Origin of the sequence: Sphingobacterium sp. 18053, from assembly GCF_902706145.1 — a bacterium.
In the GTDB taxonomy this organism is placed as follows: domain Bacteria; phylum Bacteroidota; class Bacteroidia; order Sphingobacteriales; family Sphingobacteriaceae; genus Sphingobacterium; species Sphingobacterium paramultivorum.
Window position 1 is genome coordinate 421,440 of sequence record NZ_CACSJW010000004.1, and the last position, 20,865, is coordinate 442,304.

General features: G+C 41.6%; 15 protein-coding genes and 1 pseudogene. 5 read left to right on the forward strand and 11 right to left on the reverse strand.

What is annotated here, in order from left to right:
* Positions 1–51: 51 nt before the first annotated feature.
* Both GVK91_RS11580 and bglX read left to right on the forward strand, forming a co-directional pair.
* Positions 52–1,437, forward strand: coding sequence for a glucoamylase family protein (locus GVK91_RS11580; RefSeq protein WP_159728853.1), 1,386 nt, complete (start codon positions 52–54; stop codon positions 1,435–1,437).
* Positions 1,438–1,601: 164 nt separating this feature from the next.
* Positions 1,602–3,878, forward strand: a complete 2,277-nt coding sequence (gene bglX, locus GVK91_RS11585; protein ID WP_159728855.1) for a beta-glucosidase BglX — start codon at positions 1,602–1,604, stop codon at positions 3,876–3,878.
* Between the two features lie 85 nt (positions 3,879–3,963).
* Here bglX and GVK91_RS11590 read toward each other — a convergent pair whose 3' ends face one another.
* The 6 genes and pseudogenes from GVK91_RS11590 to GVK91_RS11610 all read right to left on the reverse strand — a co-directional run bounded on the left by GVK91_RS11590 (position 3,964) and on the right by GVK91_RS11610 (position 12,749).
* Positions 3,964–5,298 (reverse strand): sulfatase-like hydrolase/transferase, encoded by a 1,335-nt coding sequence (locus GVK91_RS11590; RefSeq protein ID WP_235032897.1) that lies wholly within the window; start codon positions 5,296–5,298, stop codon positions 3,964–3,966.
* Between the two features lie 73 nt (positions 5,299–5,371).
* Complete coding sequence (locus tag GVK91_RS27750) at positions 5,372–5,437, reverse strand: RagB/SusD family nutrient uptake outer membrane protein (protein WP_369073910.1); 66 nt, start codon at positions 5,435–5,437, stop codon at positions 5,372–5,374.
* A 68-nt stretch (positions 5,438–5,505) separates the two neighbouring features.
* A pseudogene (locus GVK91_RS11595) lies at positions 5,506–6,540 on the reverse strand (sulfatase-like hydrolase/transferase); the annotation flags it as partial.
* 43 nt (positions 6,541–6,583) lie between these two features.
* The gene (locus tag GVK91_RS11600) at positions 6,584–8,194 is read right to left on the reverse strand and encodes a RagB/SusD family nutrient uptake outer membrane protein (RefSeq protein WP_200845599.1); all 1,611 of its coding nucleotides are present in this window, start codon (positions 8,192–8,194) and stop codon (positions 6,584–6,586) included.
* A gap of 34 nt (positions 8,195–8,228) precedes the next feature.
* Positions 8,229–11,324 carry a TonB-dependent receptor gene (locus tag GVK91_RS11605; RefSeq protein WP_159728859.1) on the reverse strand — a complete coding sequence of 1,032 codons (3,096 nt, stop codon included), beginning with the start codon at positions 11,322–11,324 and terminating at the stop codon, positions 8,229–8,231.
* A gap of 438 nt (positions 11,325–11,762) precedes the next feature.
* Positions 11,763–12,749 (reverse strand): hypothetical protein, encoded by a 987-nt coding sequence (locus tag GVK91_RS11610; RefSeq protein ID WP_159728862.1) that lies wholly within the window; start codon positions 12,747–12,749, stop codon positions 11,763–11,765.
* A 226-nt stretch (positions 12,750–12,975) separates the two neighbouring features.
* On the opposite strand from GVK91_RS11610, the gene GVK91_RS11615 reads away from it, so the two are divergent.
* On the forward strand, positions 12,976–14,313 hold the full coding sequence (locus GVK91_RS11615; RefSeq protein ID WP_075991874.1) for a cytochrome ubiquinol oxidase subunit I: 1,338 nt from the start codon (positions 12,976–12,978) through the stop codon (positions 14,311–14,313).
* A gap of 6 nt (positions 14,314–14,319) precedes the next feature.
* Positions 14,320–15,396: a cytochrome d ubiquinol oxidase subunit II gene (cydB, locus tag GVK91_RS11620; RefSeq protein WP_159728864.1), complete on the forward strand. Its 1,077-nt coding sequence runs from the start codon at positions 14,320–14,322 to the stop codon at positions 15,394–15,396.
* 9 nt (positions 15,397–15,405) lie between these two features.
* On the opposite strand, the gene GVK91_RS11625 is transcribed toward cydB, so the two are convergent.
* The 5 genes from GVK91_RS11625 to GVK91_RS11645 all read right to left on the reverse strand — a co-directional run bounded on the left by GVK91_RS11625 (position 15,406) and on the right by GVK91_RS11645 (position 20,046).
* Complete coding sequence (locus tag GVK91_RS11625; protein ID WP_159728867.1) at positions 15,406–16,032, reverse strand: response regulator transcription factor; 627 nt, start codon at positions 16,030–16,032, stop codon at positions 15,406–15,408.
* Between the two features lie 12 nt (positions 16,033–16,044).
* A complete protein-coding gene (locus GVK91_RS11630) occupies positions 16,045–18,012 on the reverse strand; it encodes a sensor histidine kinase (protein ID WP_159728869.1) in 1,968 nt (655 codons plus the stop codon).
* A 354-nt stretch (positions 18,013–18,366) separates the two neighbouring features.
* A complete protein-coding gene (locus tag GVK91_RS11635; protein WP_159728871.1) occupies positions 18,367–18,921 on the reverse strand; it encodes an NADPH-dependent FMN reductase in 555 nt (184 codons plus the stop codon).
* The gene (locus GVK91_RS11640; RefSeq protein ID WP_159728873.1) at positions 18,921–19,418 is read right to left on the reverse strand and encodes a DUF2480 family protein; all 498 of its coding nucleotides are present in this window, start codon (positions 19,416–19,418) and stop codon (positions 18,921–18,923) included. Before GVK91_RS11640 ends, GVK91_RS11635 begins: the two co-directional genes overlap by 1 nt.
* A gap of 1 nt (position 19,419) precedes the next feature.
* Positions 19,420–20,046, reverse strand: a complete 627-nt coding sequence (locus tag GVK91_RS11645) for a superoxide dismutase (protein ID WP_159728875.1) — start codon at positions 20,044–20,046, stop codon at positions 19,420–19,422.
* Between the two features lie 229 nt (positions 20,047–20,275).
* On the opposite strand from GVK91_RS11645, the gene GVK91_RS11650 reads away from it, so the two are divergent.
* Positions 20,276–20,860: a metalloregulator ArsR/SmtB family transcription factor gene (locus GVK91_RS11650; RefSeq protein ID WP_200845600.1), complete on the forward strand. Its 585-nt coding sequence runs from the start codon at positions 20,276–20,278 to the stop codon at positions 20,858–20,860.
* Positions 20,861–20,865 lie beyond the last annotated feature (5 nt).

Here is a 20,865-nt window from a genome sequence, read left to right on the forward strand (position 1 = left end):
AAACGACCTATGGTCGTTTGAACATTTTTTCAAGAATTAAACAACATATCCATGAGAAAACGAATAGCATATCCAGCACTTAGCGGTATAGCTTTGGCGCTTATTCTCAGCAGTTCATGCCAAAACGCTACTAATAGCAGTCCAGACAGTCCCTCAAAGATTGATTCAACCGATGGAAGCAAAATCAATGAAGATTCGCTATTAACAACTATTCAGCAACATACATTTCAATATTTTTGGGAAGGTGCCGAACCTACTTCCGGTCTCGCCAGGGAACGCATCCATATGGATGGTGTTTATCCGCAAAATGATCGCAATGTCGTGACCATAGGTGGTAGTGGCTTCGGGCTCATGGGTATGATTGTCGCCATGGAACGTGGGTTTATCAGTCAGGAACAAGGTGTTCAAAAGCTGGATCACATCATGGATTATCTAGGCAAAATCGAACGGTTTAAAGGAGCCTGGGCACATTGGTACGATGGAGAACTGGGTACAGCGAAACCCTTCAGTGAAAAAGATAATGGCGGCGACATTGTTGAAACTGCATTCTTAGCCCAAGGCCTAATCGCCATTCGGGAATATCTAAAAGATAAAGGTGATTCCGCCCATTTGGTTTCTCAAAAGGCAGATAAACTATGGAAAGAAATCAATTGGAATCATTACACAAATGGACAAAATGTTATTTATTGGCATTGGAGTCCAAAATTTAACTTCCAGCAAAATCATCCCGTCAGAGGATACGACGAATGTCTTATTACCTATATTTTAGCAGCCTCCTCTCCTACTTACCCTATTGCCCCCCAAGTGTATCATGAGGGCTGGGCAAGATCTGGGGCCATTAAAAGTTCCGCTAAAAAATACGATATTCCGCTCGTGCTGAAGCACAATGCCAAAGAAGGTGAAGTGGGCCCGCTATTCTGGGAACATTACTCCTATTTAGGATTGAGTCCCAAAGGATTAAAAGACCAATATGCAGATTATTGGGAAGCGACAAGCAACCATGCCAAGATAAATTTGGCCTATGCAGATCTGAACCCAAAAGGTTATAAAGGTTATGGTTCGGATAAAGGCTGGGGCTGGACGGCCAGCTATTCCATCAACGGCTACGATGCACATCACCCAGACAACGACCCTGGCGTGATCTCGCCGACAGCAGCTTTGTCATCCATGCCTTACACCCCACATGAAAGCATTCAGTTTGCACAATACCTAGACAAACAACTCGGCAATAAAGTCTGGGGTAAATATGGCTACTATGATGCCTACAGTGAAACGGCAAATTGGTATCCACAACGTTATCTAGCCATCGATCAGGGGCCTATTATTGTCATGATCGAAAACTATAGAACAGGTAAAATCTGGGAGCTATTTATGCAGGCCCCAGAAATTCAACAAGGGCTAAAGAAACTCGGTTTTACAAGTCCTTATTTAAAATAGTGGTCTGTGGAATCATTTTCAATCCGTCACACGTTGAGAATGGTTCCTTCCACGAAAACAACAGGACATCCCATCAAAGAGGTTCAAGAGTCATCTTGAGCGCTTTATATAAACTTACCATGTAGCGAGGGAAGCAAAATCCATGCGCACAAAAAAATAATACGATGAAAAAAGTAGTAAGTACTTTCCTTCTTGCATTGCTCGCCTGGCATACAAGTCCAGCGCAATCCAATCAGAAAATGGACACGTTCATTGATCAGCTTATGGCTAAGATGACTGTCGACGAAAAGATTGGTCAACTTAACTTGGTAACCGGTGGTGAAGCGACAACTGGAACCACAGTATCCACCGGTGTAGAAGCGAAAATTAAAAATGGTCAAATCGGTGGGATTTTCAGCATGAGTACACCTGCGAAAATCCGCAAAACACAGGAAATAGCGATCAAGCAATCCCGGTTAAAAATACCCATCATTTTTGGGATGGATGTTATTCACGGGTATCGTACGGTGTTCCCAATTCCTTTAGGTCTTGCCGCTACCTGGGACATGAACTTGATTCAACAATCTGCACGTATAGCAGCCGAAGAAGCGACCGCCGATGGAATTAATTGGGCATTTTCGCCCATGGTAGATATCTCGCGCGATCCACGCTGGGGCCGTATTTCCGAAGGTGCAGGTGAAGATACCTATCTAAGCTCTCGGGTTGCCGAAGCCATCGTCCATGGCTTCCAAGGGGATAACCTGGCAGCACACAACACCATGATAGCCTGTGTCAAACATTTCGCCTTATATGGTGCCGCTGAAGGTGGCCGTGACTACAACAGCACCGATATGAGCCTCCATCGCATGTACAATGAATATTTACCACCTTACAAAGCGGCTTTAGATGCTGGAGCGGGAAGTATTATGACTTCTTTTAACGATATCAATGGAGTCCCTGCCTCGGCAAACAAATGGTTAATGACTGATGTCTTACGCAAGCAATGGGGCTTTAAAGGATTGGTCGTAACCGATTACACTGCTGTAAACGAATTAACGGCACACGGTCTTGGTGATCTCCAGCAGGTCTCTGCTTTAAGCCTGAATGCTGGCGTTGATATGGATATGGTCGGTGAAGGATTTCTGACGACGCTAAAAAAATCTTTGGATGCTGGAAGAGTCAAAATTGCGGATATTGACAGGGCTTGCCGTTTTGTTTTGGAAGCCAAGTATAAATTAGGCTTATTTGACGACCCTTATCGCTATTGTGACGAAAAACGTGCAAAAACTGTGATCGGATCGGCTGCCAATCATGCCAAAGCCAGAGAAATTGCAGCAAAGTCATTTGTTTTGTTGAAAAACGAAAACCAAGTGCTTCCATTAAAAAAAACAGGAACAGTTGCTGTCATTGGCCCATTAGCCAATTCAGGTTCAAATATGCCCGGAACCTGGAGTGTCAGTGCTGAATTGGACAAAACAGCCTCTTTAGTGGAGGGAATGAAGGTCGTGTTAGGCAATAAAGTAAATATACTTACCCATCTCGGAAGTAATCTGTTGGAGGATCCGATTTACCAAAACCACGCAACCATGTTCGGCCGCACCATAGCACGCGATTCCCGAAAAGAAGAAGAGATCATTGCAGATGCCCTGAAAGTTGCCCAACAATCCGACGTCGTTGTGGCCGCACTTGGTGAAGCGTCTGAAATGTCAGGTGAAAGCTCCAGTCGCTCAGAACTGGATATTCCGAAAAATCAACAAAATCTGTTAAAAGCACTATTAGCAACAGGAAAACCAGTTGTACTGGTATTGTTTACAGGTAGGCCGCTAACGCTCACCTGGGAAGACGCTCACGTGCCCGCGATATTAAACGTTTGGTTTGGTGGAACGGAAACAGGAAAAGCAGTAGCCGATGTTTTATTTGGGGACGTCGTTCCTTCAGGTAAGATTACGGCCACCTTCCCACGCAATGTTGGTCAGATTCCGATCTATTATGCACACAAAAATACCGGCAGGCCTTATGGAAACTCGGGCGATTTTGAAAAATTCAAATCTAATTATCTCGATGTAAGCAATTCCCCACTCTACCCTTTCGGTTATGGACTAAGTTATACAACTTTCACCTATGGTGACATCCGTCTTGACCGCAACACAATCGATGAAAAAGGTACTATTCAAGCAAGTGTCGACATCAGTAATACCGGAAATTATGATGCGGAAGAAACGGTGCAACTCTATATCCAGGACTTAGTTGGCTCTGTTACTCGTCCCGTAAAAGAATTAAAAGGGTTTCAAAAAATATTCCTCAAAAAAGGAGAACAAAAAACCGTAAACTTTAATATCAAAGTAGACGATCTTAAATTTTTCGACAACAACCTCAATTATGTTGCTGAACCAGGGAATTTCAAAGTCTATATTGGTCCGAACAGTCGCGATGTAAAAGAAAAAGAATTTGAATTGCTTTAAATCTATTGCATCCGTATAAAAAAACAAGGCGGCCCTTATTTCCTAAGGGCCGCCTTGTTTTTTTGTTAACCATTGTTAGTTCTACCTATTTCATATTCCCATCAAAGCTTTCAAACAATACGCGCAATTCCGCCGCTTTTTCTGGATAATCCTTTAAAATATTTGTTCTTTCACTCGGATCCCAGGCAATGTTATGTAATTCTTCAATAGCATCATAGGGTTTGCCCGAAATCTGATTGACTCCGCCTGCTACCCGCCGATACTTCCAGTCGCCTGACCGAACAGCCTCAACATGTCCATAATTCACCAAAAATATCGGTCTATGTGCTGTTTTTAAATCTTCCGATTTACCATTCAACAAAGAATCGATAGCTTGGCCATCAATGGATTTCTTCGGTAATGATGCACCAGTCCATTTGGCGATAGTAGGCAACACATCCAAGTTGCTAATTGCCTGCCGAATAACTTTCCCTTCTTGCGCATAGCCTTTGCCATATACAATGAAAGGCACACGGACACCACCTTCTGTTGTTTCGGCTTTCGAACCTTTGAAGACACCTGCGGTACCCACATGCCAATTTTTTGTGGCATGATCATCAGACATCCGCGATGGATAGGATATCCAGGGGCCATTATCGCTTGAAAAAATCAAAATGGTGTTATCGGCGAGGCCTTTTCGCTCAACCGCTTTCCAGAGCTCCGAAAAATTATGATCCAACTCCTGCATCACTGCACCAAGTGGGCCCGCATTTTGCTGATCTGCAAATCGGTTCTTTTTGTTGGCAAATGCCAAAGGAAGATGCGGAAAATTATGCGCATAGTATAAAAAGAATGGATGATCTTTATCTTGGTCTTCTATAAACTTCACTGTTTCTTTGTGATAAAGTGAGCTCAGGTCCGAATCATCAGGCGCAACGACTTCGGGTTTCCGATTCCTGAAGATCTTAATGACAGAGTCTGTTTTTACATAGGGATCGCGATAATCATGGCTATACAGCATGCCATAAAAAGAATCGAAGCCTTGCTGATTAGGATGATGGTAAGTCTGTTTATCCCCTAAATGCCACTTCCCAATTAACGCAGTTCTATAGCCTACCTTTTTTAATAATTCGGCAATCGTTTCCTCGTCATCAGGCAAGCCTAAATTGGAGCCCGGACCGATCGGTGCGGGAAGATTATAACGGGAAGCATACCTTCCGGTTAATAAAGAAGCTCTTGACGGTGTACACGAGGGCGTAGAAACCATAAAGTTTGTTGCTCTCACGCCCTTACTGGCGATCGAATCCAAAAAAGGGGTTGAGATATTCGGACTTCCATAACAACCAATGTCGCTATAACCAAGATCATCGGTCAGAATCAAGATAATATTAGGCTTTTTTTGCTGGGCATTGGCAAAAGCCACCAGTAAAAATAAAGCCATAGAGGTCATAAGTTTAGTGTATCGCATCATATTTGTATGAGTTAATTGGAATCGTGTCACAAGATAACAATTTTTACCAATTTGGATTCTGTTTTAGATTCGGATTGAGGTTAATTTCCCGTTGTGGGATGGGCCAGATTTACCATTCAACAAAGAATCGATAGCTTGGCCATCAATGGATTTCTTCGGTAATGATGCACCAGTCCATTTGGCGATAGTAGGCAACACATCCAAGTTGCTAATTGCCTGCCGAATAACTTTCCCTTCTTGCGCATAGCCTTTGCCATATACAATGAAAGGCACACGGACACCACCTTCTGTTGTTTCGGCTTTCGAACCTTTGAAGACACCTGCGGTACCCACATGCCAATTTTTTGTGGCATGATCATCAGACATCCGCGATGGATAGGATATCCAGGGGCCATTATCGCTTGAAAAAATCAAAATGGTGTTATCGGCGAGGCCTTTTCGCTCAACCGCTTTCCAGAGCTCCGAAAAATTATGATCCAACTCCTGCATCACTGCACCAAGTGGGCCCGCATTTTGCTGATCTGCAAATCGGTTCTTTTTGTTGGCAAATGCCAAAGGAAGATGCGGAAAATTATGCGCATAGTATAAAAAGAATGGATGATCTTTATCTTGGTCTTCTATAAACTTCACTGTTTCTTTGTGATAAAGTGAGCTCAGGTCCGAATCATCAGGCGCAACGACTTCGGGTTTCCGATTCCTGAAGATCTTAATGACAGAGTCTGTTTTTACATAGGGATCGCGATAATCATGGCTATACAGCATGCCATAAAAAGAATCGAAGCCTTGCTGATTAGGATGATGGTAAGTCTGTTTATCCCCTAAATGCCACTTCCCAATTAACGCAGTTCTATAGCCTACCTTTTTTAATAATTCGGCAATCGTTTCCTCGTCATCAGGCAAGCCTAAATTGGAGCCCGGACCGATCGGTGCGGGAAGATTATAACGGGAAGCATACCTTCCGGTTAATAAAGAAGCTCTTGACGGTGTACACGAGGGCGTAGAAACCATAAAGTTTGTTGCTCTCACGCCCTTACTGGCGATCGAATCCAAAAAAGGGGTTGAGATATTCGGACTTCCATAACAACCAATGTCGCTATAACCAAGATCATCGGTCAGAATCAAGATAATATTAGGCTTTTTTTGCTGGGCATTGGCAAAAGCCACCAGTAAAAATAAAGCCATAGAGGTCATAAGTTTAGTGTATCGCATCATATTTGTATGAGTTAATTGGAATCGTGTCACAAGATAACAATTTTTACCAATTTGGATTCTGTTTTAGATTCGGATTGAGGTTAATTTCCCGTTGTGGGATGGGCCAGAGATAATGCTTTTTCGCATCAAAAACACGGCTTTCGGAGGCTGCTTCAACGACAACTGCCTCTCCGTTATTATTTTGATACGTGATGCCATACACTTTACCAGGAACAACCTTTTCAGCAGTTTTCCATCGTCTTATATCCGCGAGATGCAATCCCTCAAATGCCAGTTCCACTGTACGCTCGCGACGAACCAACTGGCGAAGTTGTTCCTGATTTACTTGATTACTTATTATTGGAAGTTTTACATCTGTTCGTGAATTTCTAATTTGGTTAATGGCATCGTAAACACTGCCATCAATTTCGCCGAGCTCAATCTTTGCTTCCGCATAGGTCAATAATATCTCAGCATAACGCAATAGCATGATATTCAATCCACTTTTTGAGGGGTTTGCCAAATCTTTTTTATCGATATACTTCTTTATATTGAAACCTGTTGTGGAAGCAATATAAGTACTCCCCACAGCATCAGCAGTCCCACTATTGGGTGCCGGATGAAAAATAGCTCCATTGGGAAGCGGATCGCCATCCAAAAAAATTGAAAAAGCAAGCCGCGGGTCGCGATTTTTATTGGGATTTTTGGGATCATAACCACTATTGGCATCCGTAATTACCAACCCACTGGAAGTCTCGTAACTATCTGTCAAGGCTTTGGTAGGCACATAGGTACTCTGCCCATTTTGCTGGCTATAGGGGGCTAAGAGGTTAAAAACACTTTGCGTGTATATATTTTCCAGAAATTGCTTATCCAACAGCACCTCTTTGTTATTTTCAGCCGCATACGTAAACAGATTTGCATACAGGGGGTAAAGCTCAAATCGTTTGCTATCGATAATCGTTTTTGCGGCTTTTGCTGCTGCTGCAAATCGTCCTGCATATAAATCTGACCGTGCTTTCAGGCCCAATGCGGCCCAACGAGTTATGCGCCCGATATCGTTACTGGAATAGCTTTCAGGCAAACTTGCCGCAGCCAGTTCCAATTCGGTGTCAATAAAATTGTAAATTTCTTTAAGGTCAGCGCGTTGTACCGCCCTTCCCTCTTCCAAGGTCAGCGGGGCTTTTACCAAAGGTACCCCGCCAAATAAATAGGCCAATTTGATATATTGATAGGCTCTTAACACACGAGCTTCGCCGATAAATCTGGCGATTAGTGCTTCATCCCGGCTGCCCTCGATTTTACCAACATTCGCCAAAAAGTAATTGGCCGCACCGATTCCTTTATAGGCACTACTCCAGGTATTATACAATCGGGAGCTTGAAGCGTCATAAGTACCAAGCTCGATATACGCATCCACAGCGAAAGGCTGATTGACATGCGCTATGTCCGTCAATGCATCTGAAAAGAAGATTTCCGCTCCATCAAGATCATTGTAGAGCGCATTTACAGCAAGCTCCGCATCGGCTTGGCTCTTCCAAAATATATTTTCTGACAGACGATCAGTTGGTACGGCATCCAACAGATTCTTATCACAGCCCATCAGCATAAGCGAAAACAGTCCGAAACTGAAAATCCAGTTTCCTTTTTGATATAGATATTTGTAAAAATTCATGAGTTTTCAATTAAATAGTATAGTAACAATCACACTACAGGGTCAAATTAACTCCCAGTGTATAAAGTCCAGTTTGCGGATAATATACTGCTCGACCAGATTCCGCTTCGGGATCCAAATTCCATTCGTTCAATTTTGAAATTGTCCATAAATTTGTCGCGGATAGGTATACCCGTAGTTTGTTGATTGCTGTCTTTCCGATTGCATTTAGGGGTATTGTATACCCAACCTGTATATTTTTCAAACGCAGATAAGAACCATTGACCACTAAACGGTCCGACGTTGCGACATTGCGCAAATCATATTTGACCACACGCGGAAAGCGTGCATCGGTATGTGTCGGTGTCCAATAATTGCCTGTAAATATTTCATGTGTAAACCCTTCCTGATTTCCCATCTCCGCCAAAGCACCTGACAATCGCGTATCGACTTTCGCCGCCCCTTGAAAAAGGAGATCAAGATCAAAATTTTTAAAACTGAAACTCCCATTAATTCCGAAGGTATATTTGGGAAAGGAGTTTCCGATGGCGGCCATGTCATTTGCATTGATTATACCGTCGCCATTCAAATCCACATATTTCACATCTCCGGGCTTCGTATTGGTGGCATACGTAGCACCATAAGCTTTAATTTCCTCCGCAGACTGAAAGATACCGTCTGTCTTATATCCCCAAAGGGCATTGATAGGGAGTCCTTTGGCAATGATATACCTTGGGTCAATATCCGACCCTGCGATATAGGGTCCTGTACCTTTTAGATCTGTTACTTCATTATGGTTGATACTAAAATTTGCATTCAGCTGGTACGCAAAAGCCCCAGGAGCATTGGGTCTTCGCTGATAATTTGCACTGAATTCCCAGCCGCGATTCAGTACCGTTCCAGCATTTTGGGGCGAAGGTTTTAATCCCAAAACGGCGGGAATATCCAGATTCAGTAAAATATCGTCGGTAACCTTGTTATAATAATCCAAGGTAAACGTCAAGCGATTGTTTAGGAAAGCGGCATCCAAACCCAAGTCATACTGTGTCGTAGACTCCCAACCCAATTGCTGATTGGCATAACTGTCCAGCCGATAACCCTGTACAGATTTACCCCCAAAATCATATCCTGCTGCAATTAAGGCCGAATAATAACTATACAAGTCGACAGATTGGTTTCCCGTCTTTCCCCAGGAAGCACGCAACTTGAATTCGTTGAACCAACTTCCTATGGGTTTCCAAAACTCTTCCTTGGATAGTAGCCATCCTGCTGATGCCGAAGGGAAAAAACCGTATTGTTTGTCTCCCGTAAAACGGGATGAACCATCATAGCGACCGTTCACTTCAAGCAGGTACTTGCCCTTCCAATCGTAGTTTACCCGACCAAAAAAAGAGCGCAAGCCATATTGCACATCATAGCCGCTATTATTCTTTGTAGCGTCGTCAGCGCCCTGCCCAATAGAGGTAATGTCATTGTTGTAGAATCGTTCGCGATAGGCCGTAAGATAATTTTGGTAATTGTGAATCTGTGAATATCCAGCTAATGCCTTGATATGATTTGGCCCAGTCGTCAACTGATAGGTCAGCAGGTTGTTCCATGTATACTCGCTGCTATTATCACGAATTTCGGTTAAAGAATTGATCGGAAAGCTCTTTACTATCCCTGTATTTCGGTCTTTATTGTCAAAAGCGTTCAAAAAGGTTTTGCTGTTATTGAAATTTACCCTAACACCAAATTGGGAGGTAAACAACAAATTTTTCGCTAATTGAATGTCCGTTTTAACATTGGAGCTTAGGTAGTTTTCATTTACCTTTTTAAAACCACTTTTTTCAATCAACATTAAAGGATTATTTCCTTGTGTACTTAATCCGTAGGTACCATCATCATATTTAGGCACCACCCACATCGAGCCATGGAGAAAGTTATTGATCGGATCACGTCCGGGCTCGGCGGCTTTGCTATATCGGTAGTTTATACTTCCCGTAAAATTAAGCCAAGAGGTTGCTTTGTAATCGTTATTTAGCCGGATATCCGCCAATTCAGCACCATAATGCTCAATAATACCATCCTGCTTGTTATAACGAACCGCCAATCTAGAGCGCAGGATCTCATTTCCACCAGCGAATGACAAGGCATGGTCTTGTTGAGGAGCTGTTTTCAACAGCGTGTCAAACCATGTATTCGGTAAAGGATATTTTTCACGATCAGTTGCCGTTTGGTAAGCCGTAATGGATTCGTCGCTAAATCGCGCTGGCACCGCCAATCCCGCATTACGGTAGGCGTCCTGTTGCAATTGGAGGTAGGATACGGCATCCATTTGCTTGGGCTTATTAATTGATTTCTGCAAAGCGTAATAGCCATTATAATCAATCACAACATGTCCAGATTTTGCACTTTTGGTGGTTACAATAATTACGCCGTTGGTCGCGCGTGATCCATATATCGCCGTGGAAGCCGCATCCTTCAGGACTGAAATTGAGGCGATATCATTGGGGTTTAACTTGGACCAGGGTTGTTCGATTCCATCCACGATGACCAAAGCATTATTCTTGCTGAGATCATATCCACTGGTGCTGCTCGAATTGGTATTAAATGTAGTCAGTCCTCTGATTCGAATATTGGCAGCTGATTGTCCTGGTTTTCCACCAAGGTCCTGCACAGTTACCCCCGGCAATAGGCCCTGTAAAGCTTGCTGGGTATTAGAAACCGGTCTTTTCGTCAGTTTATCGCCATCAATACTGGCGATTGAATTGGTCAACGAGATTTTTTTCTGTGTTCCATAGCCAACAACGACCACCTCATCAAGGTCCTGGGTAACTGGATCCAATTCAATTTTCGTGGGAGATTCGGAAACTAACACGGTCTTTTTCTTATAACCAATGCGCGAGAGTGTAATGGAAAAGGGTAATTTCTGTCCCGTTACAATTTGAAAAAAACCTTTTTGATCTGTTGTAACAACGTGAGTTACAGCTTCAAGTTGAATGGTTACGCCTTCAAGAGGTTGTTTAAGCTGGCTATCATATACATATCCCGATAAGGATGCGTTGATAATTGGTCTAACATCTGTTTGCGCGTATACCTGGTGCCCAACGCCAGATAATAGTAAACATAGCGACAAGGTAGAATACCGGAGTACCCTAAGATTTTTCATAGATAAAGTGTTAATGGTGAATACGAACAAGTGCCAACGCCAATCGAAAACTTGTTTTTATTTTGAAGACATGGGGGGAAGCGAGCGCTTCCCCTGCTGTCAGTTTGAGAAAAGATAAGGGAAATTATCCTATATGGCACATTCGCATCTTTCTTACATAAGGGGATTTAGCCTTCAAAGACTTTGCAGTAATACTTACGAAAAATGTGCTTTTACTAATATTGATATGTTCCATAATAATGTGTTAATTCGCCACGCTGAAAGTAATGCATGTTTTCAACCGCGACCTGTTATCTTCTCACAAATATAGAAGTAATTTTAATATAATCTACCAATTCTATAGATTTTATTAAAAGAAATAAATAGGATATGCAGCGAGGCTATAAATGCGAGCTGGTAGGCTTAAAAGATTATCGATTAGGGATAAGCAAGAAGCTTCTATTGTAGTGTTTTTAGATAGGTTTTAATCAGTATTATTCCTTCCTCATGAAGTACAGTAGTTCCCTTTTGAGGCATATGCATCTCTCCCAATGTAGACATCCGTCCAATAATCTTAGCTTGTTTCAACCAAATCCCAGTTTCATTCAACGGGCTTTCATACCTCAGATCCAGCATGGTCATATAAGCGGTTCCTTTAGGGTTGTGACAATGGGCGCAATTGATCTCCAGGTAAGCTCGGGCACGATTTGCAGTCGATTGACCAATATCTTCATAACTAGCTAAACTATTGGAAACTTTCAACGATTTCAGATCGAGCGCTTCCATCTGGGTCAACCGGACTAGTTGCTGGATGCTGTCACGATCGTGAACGATTATCCGGTTTAGATTTCTGATCTTCGGACCTATCGGGAGCAGATGATTTCCTTGTCGATGGCATGACATACAATCCTTTCGTGAAGGAATAATATAATTTGTTTGTCGCTCGACACCTTTGTTGTCCAAAAATGAGACATGCACGGAAGCACTGTCCATCAACAGAAAAGCTTCATCTTGGGTCGCATTCCATTGATAGGTAGCTGCGTTCCACTGTCCGTCTTTATGAATCAAAAGCCGCGTTTCAAGCAGCCGTTGTCTCGAGTCCCCTACCGCATCTCTCGGGGGATAAAAAAAAGTTTTGGCAATGATGGTACCATCGGGGAAGCTGGGCAAACCATCGTCTGACGCGATCATTTTTCCTCCCTTAGGAAGAAAGATGAGACGCTTTTTATCGGTATAGTCTGTAAATAGGGCTGAAGCTAATTCATAAGAGACCCCCTGGTCGTTTGGAACAAGATCAGCAATTTTGCCCTTGAATAAATTGTAATCAGATAATTTATCCCGAAACACAATATTATCTTTAGCGACTGTTCCCCGCCCTGTATTATTCAGTATAATAAAAAGTATGGGGATCAATAAAACACCCATCAAAATTAGCACTTTTTTCATTTCCCTAATGCTCTTCTACCCTTCCGTCATTATCTTAAATTCGGACGAAGATAAGATAAAAAAGAGATTACAGCGGTGGATGCCTTGTGTTGATTTTCAGATTTTACACTTAAGACAGAAAACAATAAAAAACCAGTTATTTTATCAAAAAATAAAACAGTTTCATGGATATATACGCAAATAAAATGGCTATATTTAACTGTCTTTTAACCAAAACTTCGGCTACATGGAAGATATGATTCTCTATAATCGACTTCAGTTCGCATTTACAATTACATTCCATTATTTATTCCCTCAATTGACCATGGGTTTATCCTTAATGATCGTCTATTTCAAATGGAAATTTCTGCAAACAAAAAATGAAGACTACAACCATGCTTCCAAGTTTTGGATGAAAATCTTTGCGCTAAATTTCACCATGGGCGTTGTAACAGGCATTCCCATGGAATTTCAGTTTGGTACCAACTGGGCCAAATTTTCTGAACTTACCGGTGGTATTATCGGACAGACCTTAGCCATGGAAGGTATGTTTTCCTTTTTCCTGGAATCTTCATTTCTAGGGATGTTTCTTTTTGGAGAAAAGTTGCTGGGGCATAAGCTCCATTTTTTATCCGGACTCATGGTCTTTATTGGATCTTGGGCCAGTGGTTTCCTGATTATCGCCACGCATTCCTGGATGCAGCATCCTGTTGGGTATGAGATTCTCGAAAATGGCAAATTTGTACTGAACAATTTTAGTGCATTATTCAGTAATCCATGGTTATGGCCATCTTATCTACATAATCAAGCCGCTTCATTGGTGACCAGCTCGTTTTTCGTTGCTTCTATTGGAGCATTCTATCTGTTAAGTGACAGGCATAGTAAATTTGGAAAGATATTCGTTAAAAGCGGTGTTATTTTTGGCGCTATTTCCTCCGTTATGCTGGCGTTTCCTACAGGAGATCTTGCAGCCAAAAACGTAGTCAAATATCAGCCCGCAGCCTTTGCTGGCATGGAGGGAATTTTCAAAACTGAGAAAGGCGGATCAGAGATTATTCTGATCGGTCAACCGGACATGGAAAACAAAAAATTGGACAATAAGATAGCCGTACCGAATGTATTGAGCTTCCTTACTTACCAGCGTTGGGATGCAGAAATTAAAGGATTAAATGAATTTGACCAATCTTTACATCCAACGAACGTGCCCGGACTGTATTACAGTTATCACATCATGGTAGGTCTGGGTACCATATTCATTGGCATTATGGTCCTTGGAGCGCTACTGCTTTGGCGAAACAGGTTGTATCAAACGAAATGGTTGTTATGGATCATTATGTTTATGATTCCTTTCCCCTACATCGCGAACACTGCAGGCTGGTATACGGCGGAACTGGGACGACAACCTTGGCTAGTTTATAATCTCATGCGCATGGTAGACGGTGTATCCCCTACCGTATCTTCTGGAAATACATTATTTACCTTTCTCGGCTTCGTCGGTTTATACATTCTTTTGGGTTTGTTATTTCTGATGTTAGTCTTGAAGATCATTAGAAAAGGTCCTGAAACGACAGTTGCATTAACCTAATTAGCTATGGAAATATTCTGGTTTATCGTATTAACTTTCATGCTGGGAATTTATATCGTACTCGATGGGTACGATTTTGGGGCGGGAATTGTCCATCTATTCTTTGCTAAAACCGAACAGGAGAAAAAAGCTGTTACTAACGCGATTGGGCCGTTTTGGGATGCCAATGAAGTCTGGCTCATCGCTTCCGGCGGTGTCCTATTCTTTGCTTTCCCAACACTTTATGCCTCCTCTTTCAGTGGATTTTACTTGCCGCTCATGCTTGTATTATGGCTGCTTATTTTTAGAGCGATAAGTCTTGAACTCAGAGGTCAGGTTCACCATCGACTTTGGGAGGCTTTATGGGATAAAGCTTTCGGTCTAGCAAGCCTGTTGCTGGCACTTTTCTTTGGCGCTGCCCTAGGCAATGTCGTTCGCGGAGTAAACCTAGGTATGGTAGAAAATGGTGTATCGACCCAAGAGCCACATTATTTCTTTTTAGCACTTTGGAATCCGACATTTGACCCACTAGCCCAACATCAAGGCATTATAGACTGGTTCACCATCATATTAGGTTTAGTTGCCGTCGTTACATTAACAATCCACGGTGCAGGCTGGGTCATTCTGAAAACATCCAGCACACTAAATACTAGATTAAAGAATATTGTTTTTAAACTCAACTTTGTCTTGCTTATTCTCGTCATACTATCGGCCTATGTATGGCATTATGTGAAACCCATCTCCTTAAACAATCTTCAAAATCATTATTGGCTGTGGATATTCCCTTTGATTGCAGCCGTTGGATTACTTGGGCAATTTTGGATCAAGACCTTTAAGAAAGATGGTATTGGCTTCCTATTTTCATCCCTGTTTATACTGGGGAGCTTTGCCACCACCGTTGCTTCCATGTTCCCTATATTATTACCTTCAACGAATGACATAAATCCTTCCTTGACTGTTCAAAATGCCGCAGCGCACGAATATGGCCTTTCAGTAGGTTTAGGCTGGTTTATATTTGCAGCAATTCTGGTGGTTGCTTATTTTATTATCCAATTTAGGGTCTTCAAAGGTAAGCTTGATGACGTCGGTTACGGTGAACACTAAGAGCGGTCTCTATTCGAATCCCAACAACTTATGTTTCATCGCAAACTGTACAAGTTCAATCATATTTTTAACTTTAAATTTAGTCAGGAGATTGCGCCGATGCGTTTCCACAGTAACTGGACTTAAAAATAACTGCTCGGCAATCTGGTTGGTGGTAAGTCCATTGGAGATCAAAGTCAAAATCTCTTTTTCACGCTGTGTAAGCCTGGGTAGATTGCCGATCGTAGAAATTGCACCACGATAAAGTTCGTTTGCCCGATCACAAATTGCTTCTTTGCCGTCCAGCCCGAGCTGTACACAGCCCAAGAATTCATCGTTGGTAACATCCTTTAAGATATAGCCATTTCCACCAGCCTGCATAAACTGAAAAATAAGGTTACCATCGGCCAAATTGCTCAATGCAACAATAGGAATCATAGGAAACAGTTTCCTCACCTGAGTACAGACATCTACTCCATTTGTCTGCAACAGTTGCATATCCATAAGTATGAGATCCGCTTTCGTGACCTTTAAAAATTCAATTAACGCAATCTCTTCCAAAAAGGGATATACGAGATACCCATCCTGATTATTAAGAAAAGAGGCAACACCTTCCAACAATAAAGGATGATCGTCTAACACTGCAATTATCTTCATGACTCAGCCTATTTAAACAGTTACACCAATTTCGATTTGAGTTCCGGATCCAAGCTTACTCTGAATATCAATTGATCCATTGATCCATTTAACCCTATTGACCATATTATTTAAACCCAATCCATAATTTAACACAGCGGAATCAAAGCCTTTGCCATTATCCTCAACGAGGATATGCAGTACTTCGTCCGATTTACTTACCTGAACGATAATTGCATCTGCGTTTGCATACTTTAATGCATTTGAAATAGCCTCTTGAACAATTCGATATATGGCCAATCCTTTTTGAAAATCCACATTCAATTCAGGTTCATAGTTTTCAAATTGGATCGAAACATGACTATTTTTCATTGTTATACACAATTGCTCCAATGCTGCTATTAATCCAAACTGACGCAACGATTCGGGCATTAGATTATGGGATATCCGTCTTACTTCGCCTAAGATGTCGTTCAACTTCTGCGGCACTTCATCAGTCAAGAGTGTACCACTTGCTACATCGCCGGCAATCTTAAATTTTAGACCTGTTAACATACCTCCTATGCTATCATGCAGATCTTGGGCTATACGCTGACGCTCCTGCTGCTCCCCCTTGAGCATAGATTCCGAAATTTGCAGCTGTTTTTCCTTTTCCAATTTGTCCAACACGATTTCGTGGTTGAGCTGAATCTGTGTATTGAGATTCCGTTGCTTTCGATAGAAAAAAGCAACAAAAAGCACAATACAAAAAAGCAAAACGGCAATACCCAAAACGAGAAAAATCCGAAATTGGTTACGGTCCTTTTCTGCGCGTAGATTCAAAATTTCTTTTTCTTTTTCAACGGTCTTATATTTCGTCTCCATCTCATTCATTTTTTCCAGCAATTGGACCTTCTGAATACTATCGGATAGTTTATTTGCCATATTGGACATCTTCAGCGCATCCTGATAATTACCCATCAGCTCATTCACACCCGCCAGTTGACTGTACACAATTTTACTGTTGTAGAGATCTCGCGTTAATAATCCATTTTTCACGATTTCCTCCAACTGCAGTTTAGCATCAGCATACTTTTTCTGCAAGAGATACACATTAAACTTTCTGAACCGCATCATCTGAAATAATTTCCAATTGTTCATTTTCACCGCCCAATCCAAACCGATATCCAACAGGCGAAGGGCTTCATCAGTTTGTTGCTTTGTGGTAAAATAAAGCGCTTCATTGTAATAGTAGTTGGGTAATTGAGAAGAATTCGGGTAATCGTTCAGGAGCTGTTTGACTTTGTCCAACAGTACTCTTGCTTCTTTGGATTTCACCTGATAACAATAATTACTGACTGTATTGAGATAAGCCACCACAAGTGCAGCACTCGGCGGTTGCTGCTCGAGCTGTTTTATGGCCAATTGATGGTATTCATCAGCTTTTGCAAGCTGATTGGACGACATAAACGTCATGCCGATCATCGTATTTATACTACCTTCCATGATGGGATCATGTGCTTTCGCATAAGGCAGACACTTCCCGTTAAGGATATCCAGAAAATCAGCAAATCCTTTTTTAGGAAATCGAATTAAGCCCAGATTATACCAAGCTTTGGCCAAAAGCCCCTGCTGAAAAGGCTTTTGTGCATTTCCAAGGAGGTCTACACATCGTTGCGCTTCAACTCCTGCATTTTTACTATCCAGAAATTGCCCATAATAAAAGCTTTTGTAAAGTGCCCCCATCGCCTGTAAGCTCCGGAACGGTTTGGCTAACCGCTCCCCCTGTTGCATATGATCCCAAAATTTGGTTGTATCTCTAAATCTATAGTAATCTGCCAAATAGAAATGCTGCATTGCTTTCACACTGTCCTCCGAACTCGACAGCAATAATTTTTCCGCGTCAGATCGATATTTATTTTCATCCAATGGCAAAAAACTCTGTGCAGCTACAGCATGTACAGTAAAGTATACTATAAAAAAGGCAATTATCTTCGTTAACTCTCTCAACTGAAACATCATTAATCCAATATCTTAATCATTTAAACAATTAAACTAAATGGGGCCTTTTCAGCCAATGGTTTCATAATATGTAATAAGAAAGTCTTATGGTGGTTAAAGACTTCTCTCTACCTCTAAATTTGCCGTCGATGAGGCTTCTTCAAAGTCGACAATAGAAAATATAGATCGGAAAACCGCGTAATCAAATGGCGGGTCCAAAAAACAAAGATATATCTCCGCGATGAATTGCTAAAGATATTCTTCTACTTTTTTGAAATTAATTTTCCATATAGGGTTTGGCTAATCTATTTAAATATAGGCTAAAACATCTCTCGTTGATAAAAAAGCCTCTCGAATTACCGAGAGGCCTTTTTATCAACGAGATTCACTACTCTTTTTCGTAGCTATATCGATCATCAAGTCCAGCTTACACTGGTAAGCCGAAGACAGCACATTTGGATTGTCGGACTCAAAAAGCGCAGATTTCATGATGGGCACACTAAAGGGCAATGTCCAGGCGCGGAGCGACTTCGCGATAGCATCCATTGCATTAATGCCCTGTAGTGCATGCACACCATCGGCCCAACAAACCAGTCCGATATGTTTATCCGTCAGGTAAGCCGGTTTATTTTTAGCGCTGACTTCAAGCCAATCCAAACAGTTTTTCATGACACCGGGAATACTTCCATGATAAAGTGGAGACAACCAAAAATGTATATCTGCCTCAAGAAATAAATTATTCATAATCTTGACAGCATTGGGCACCCGATTGAGGCTCAAATCAAATAAGGGTATTCCGCTATCAGCCAAATTAAAAATAGTACTTTCAACGCCCTTTTGGTTCAGTTGGTCGGAAAAATAGTGTGACAATTTTCCCGATGTAGATTCTTGCCTTCTTTCCAAGGCGCCATTGAATATTAATGCTTTCATTATACTTTCCCTTTTTTAAAAATAACTTTTGGCATACCAACCTCACCATACATCAACGTCTGGACAATAGGAATCAAACGTTCTGTCGCTAACATATAAAGTGACGCCGGAATATTAGGACGGGCCCGTATGACAACTTTTTGCTGCTGAAAATGCGACAAATCCATCGCTTGTAAAGCCTGCATCCATAGGTCTATTTCTAAATCCTCCATCGCCTTAAAATCGTAATACGCTGCAACAGGATGAAGTTTTTCCGCCAGGGCCATATAGACCCAAGGCGGGATAATTGCGTCCACAGAACAGCTAATGGCAACCGTCTTATTTCGAAAAGCAGACCAGTCTACCGCCGCCAAAGCTTCTCTGAATTCTTTTTCTTTAACGATTGCTTCCTGATACAACAATGTTTTGATGTCAAAACTTAGGATAGCAAGATCGGTTTTAAAATCAATTAGATCTAAAGCCAATATACCCGTGTTTTCAACTTTATTTATAAACATATCAAACCAAGCCTACAATCACAGCATCGTATTTTTGTTCAACAACAGACCAATCCAAAAGCGACCAAAATGCATCCAAATAATCGGCTCTTTTATTTTGATATTTCAAATAATACGCATGCTCCCAAACATCGACTCCCAAAATAGGGAAACCTCTGCCGATCGATTGTGTATCCATCAACGGATTATCCTGATTGGGAGTAGCTACGATATCTAAAGCGCCAGAATGTTTTACATAGAGCCAAGACCAGCCCGAACCAAATTGCCCAAGACCCGCATTTTTGATCTTGGCTTTGAGCTCTTCCAAAGAACCAAAAGCAGCGTTTATTTCATCGGCTAACTTCCCTGTGGGTACCGTTTTTGGATTGGGCGATAAAATTTCCCAAAATAGCGTATGGTTAAAGTGACCGCCGCCGTTATTGCGGACTGCTGGGCTATATTTACTTACGCTTGTTAATATATCCAATAGATCATCAGCTTCGCTTGCTGTTCCTTCCAATGCCTTATTTAGATTGTCAACATAAGCTTGATGATGCTTTTGATGATGAATCGTCATGGTCTCGCGATCAAAATATGGTTCAAGCGCCGAATAGGCATATTGTAACTGGGGTAATTGAAATTTGTACATAGTTTTATTGTTTTTATGATAAGTCAAAACTAGAGAATCAATCTTAATAAAACAACTAAATAGTTGTTTTATTAAAGTCATAAAACTAAATAAAAAAGAATATACCTGCGTTTGAACCACATTTTAGAACAAAAAATAAAAATACTATCTTTGCTGATAGTCTATAAAACAACTTTTTTATTGTCAAATGCAGAAGAATCCAGCTGATCGAATATTAATGTTATTAAAAATGCGCCGAGAAGCCACTGCTGCTTTGATTGCAACCGAGTTGGCTATAACAAAAGAAGGGGCCCGTAAACATTTATTGAACCTCGCGAATCAAAACCTGATCGTCTCCAATGCCAGGAGCGAAGGTATAGGCCGCCCCTCGACTTATTACAGTCTGTCACCACAGGGCATGGCAAGATTTCCAGATAGTCACGCCGACATTACAGTACAATTGTTGCAGTCGATTAAACAAGTTCTTGGCGAGAATGCTTTGGATCTACTTATCAGTGATCGGGAGTCTAAAGTATATCAAAAATATACTGACGCATTATCGGACATTGAATCCATCGAAAAAAAACTTGAAGTTATAGCCACAAAAAGAACGGAGGAAGGCTATATGGCAGAATGGAAAAAAGAGGCTGACGATTATCTTCTCATTGAAAATCATTGTCCCATATGTGCAGCAGCAACCGAATGTCAGGGATTTTGCCGTTCAGAACTGAATAATTTTCAGCAACTCATCGGTCCGGCATATCGTATCTGCAGAACAGAATACATCATCGAAAATGCCCCCCGCTGTACCTATCGTATTTCAAAGGCGAAATAAAACCA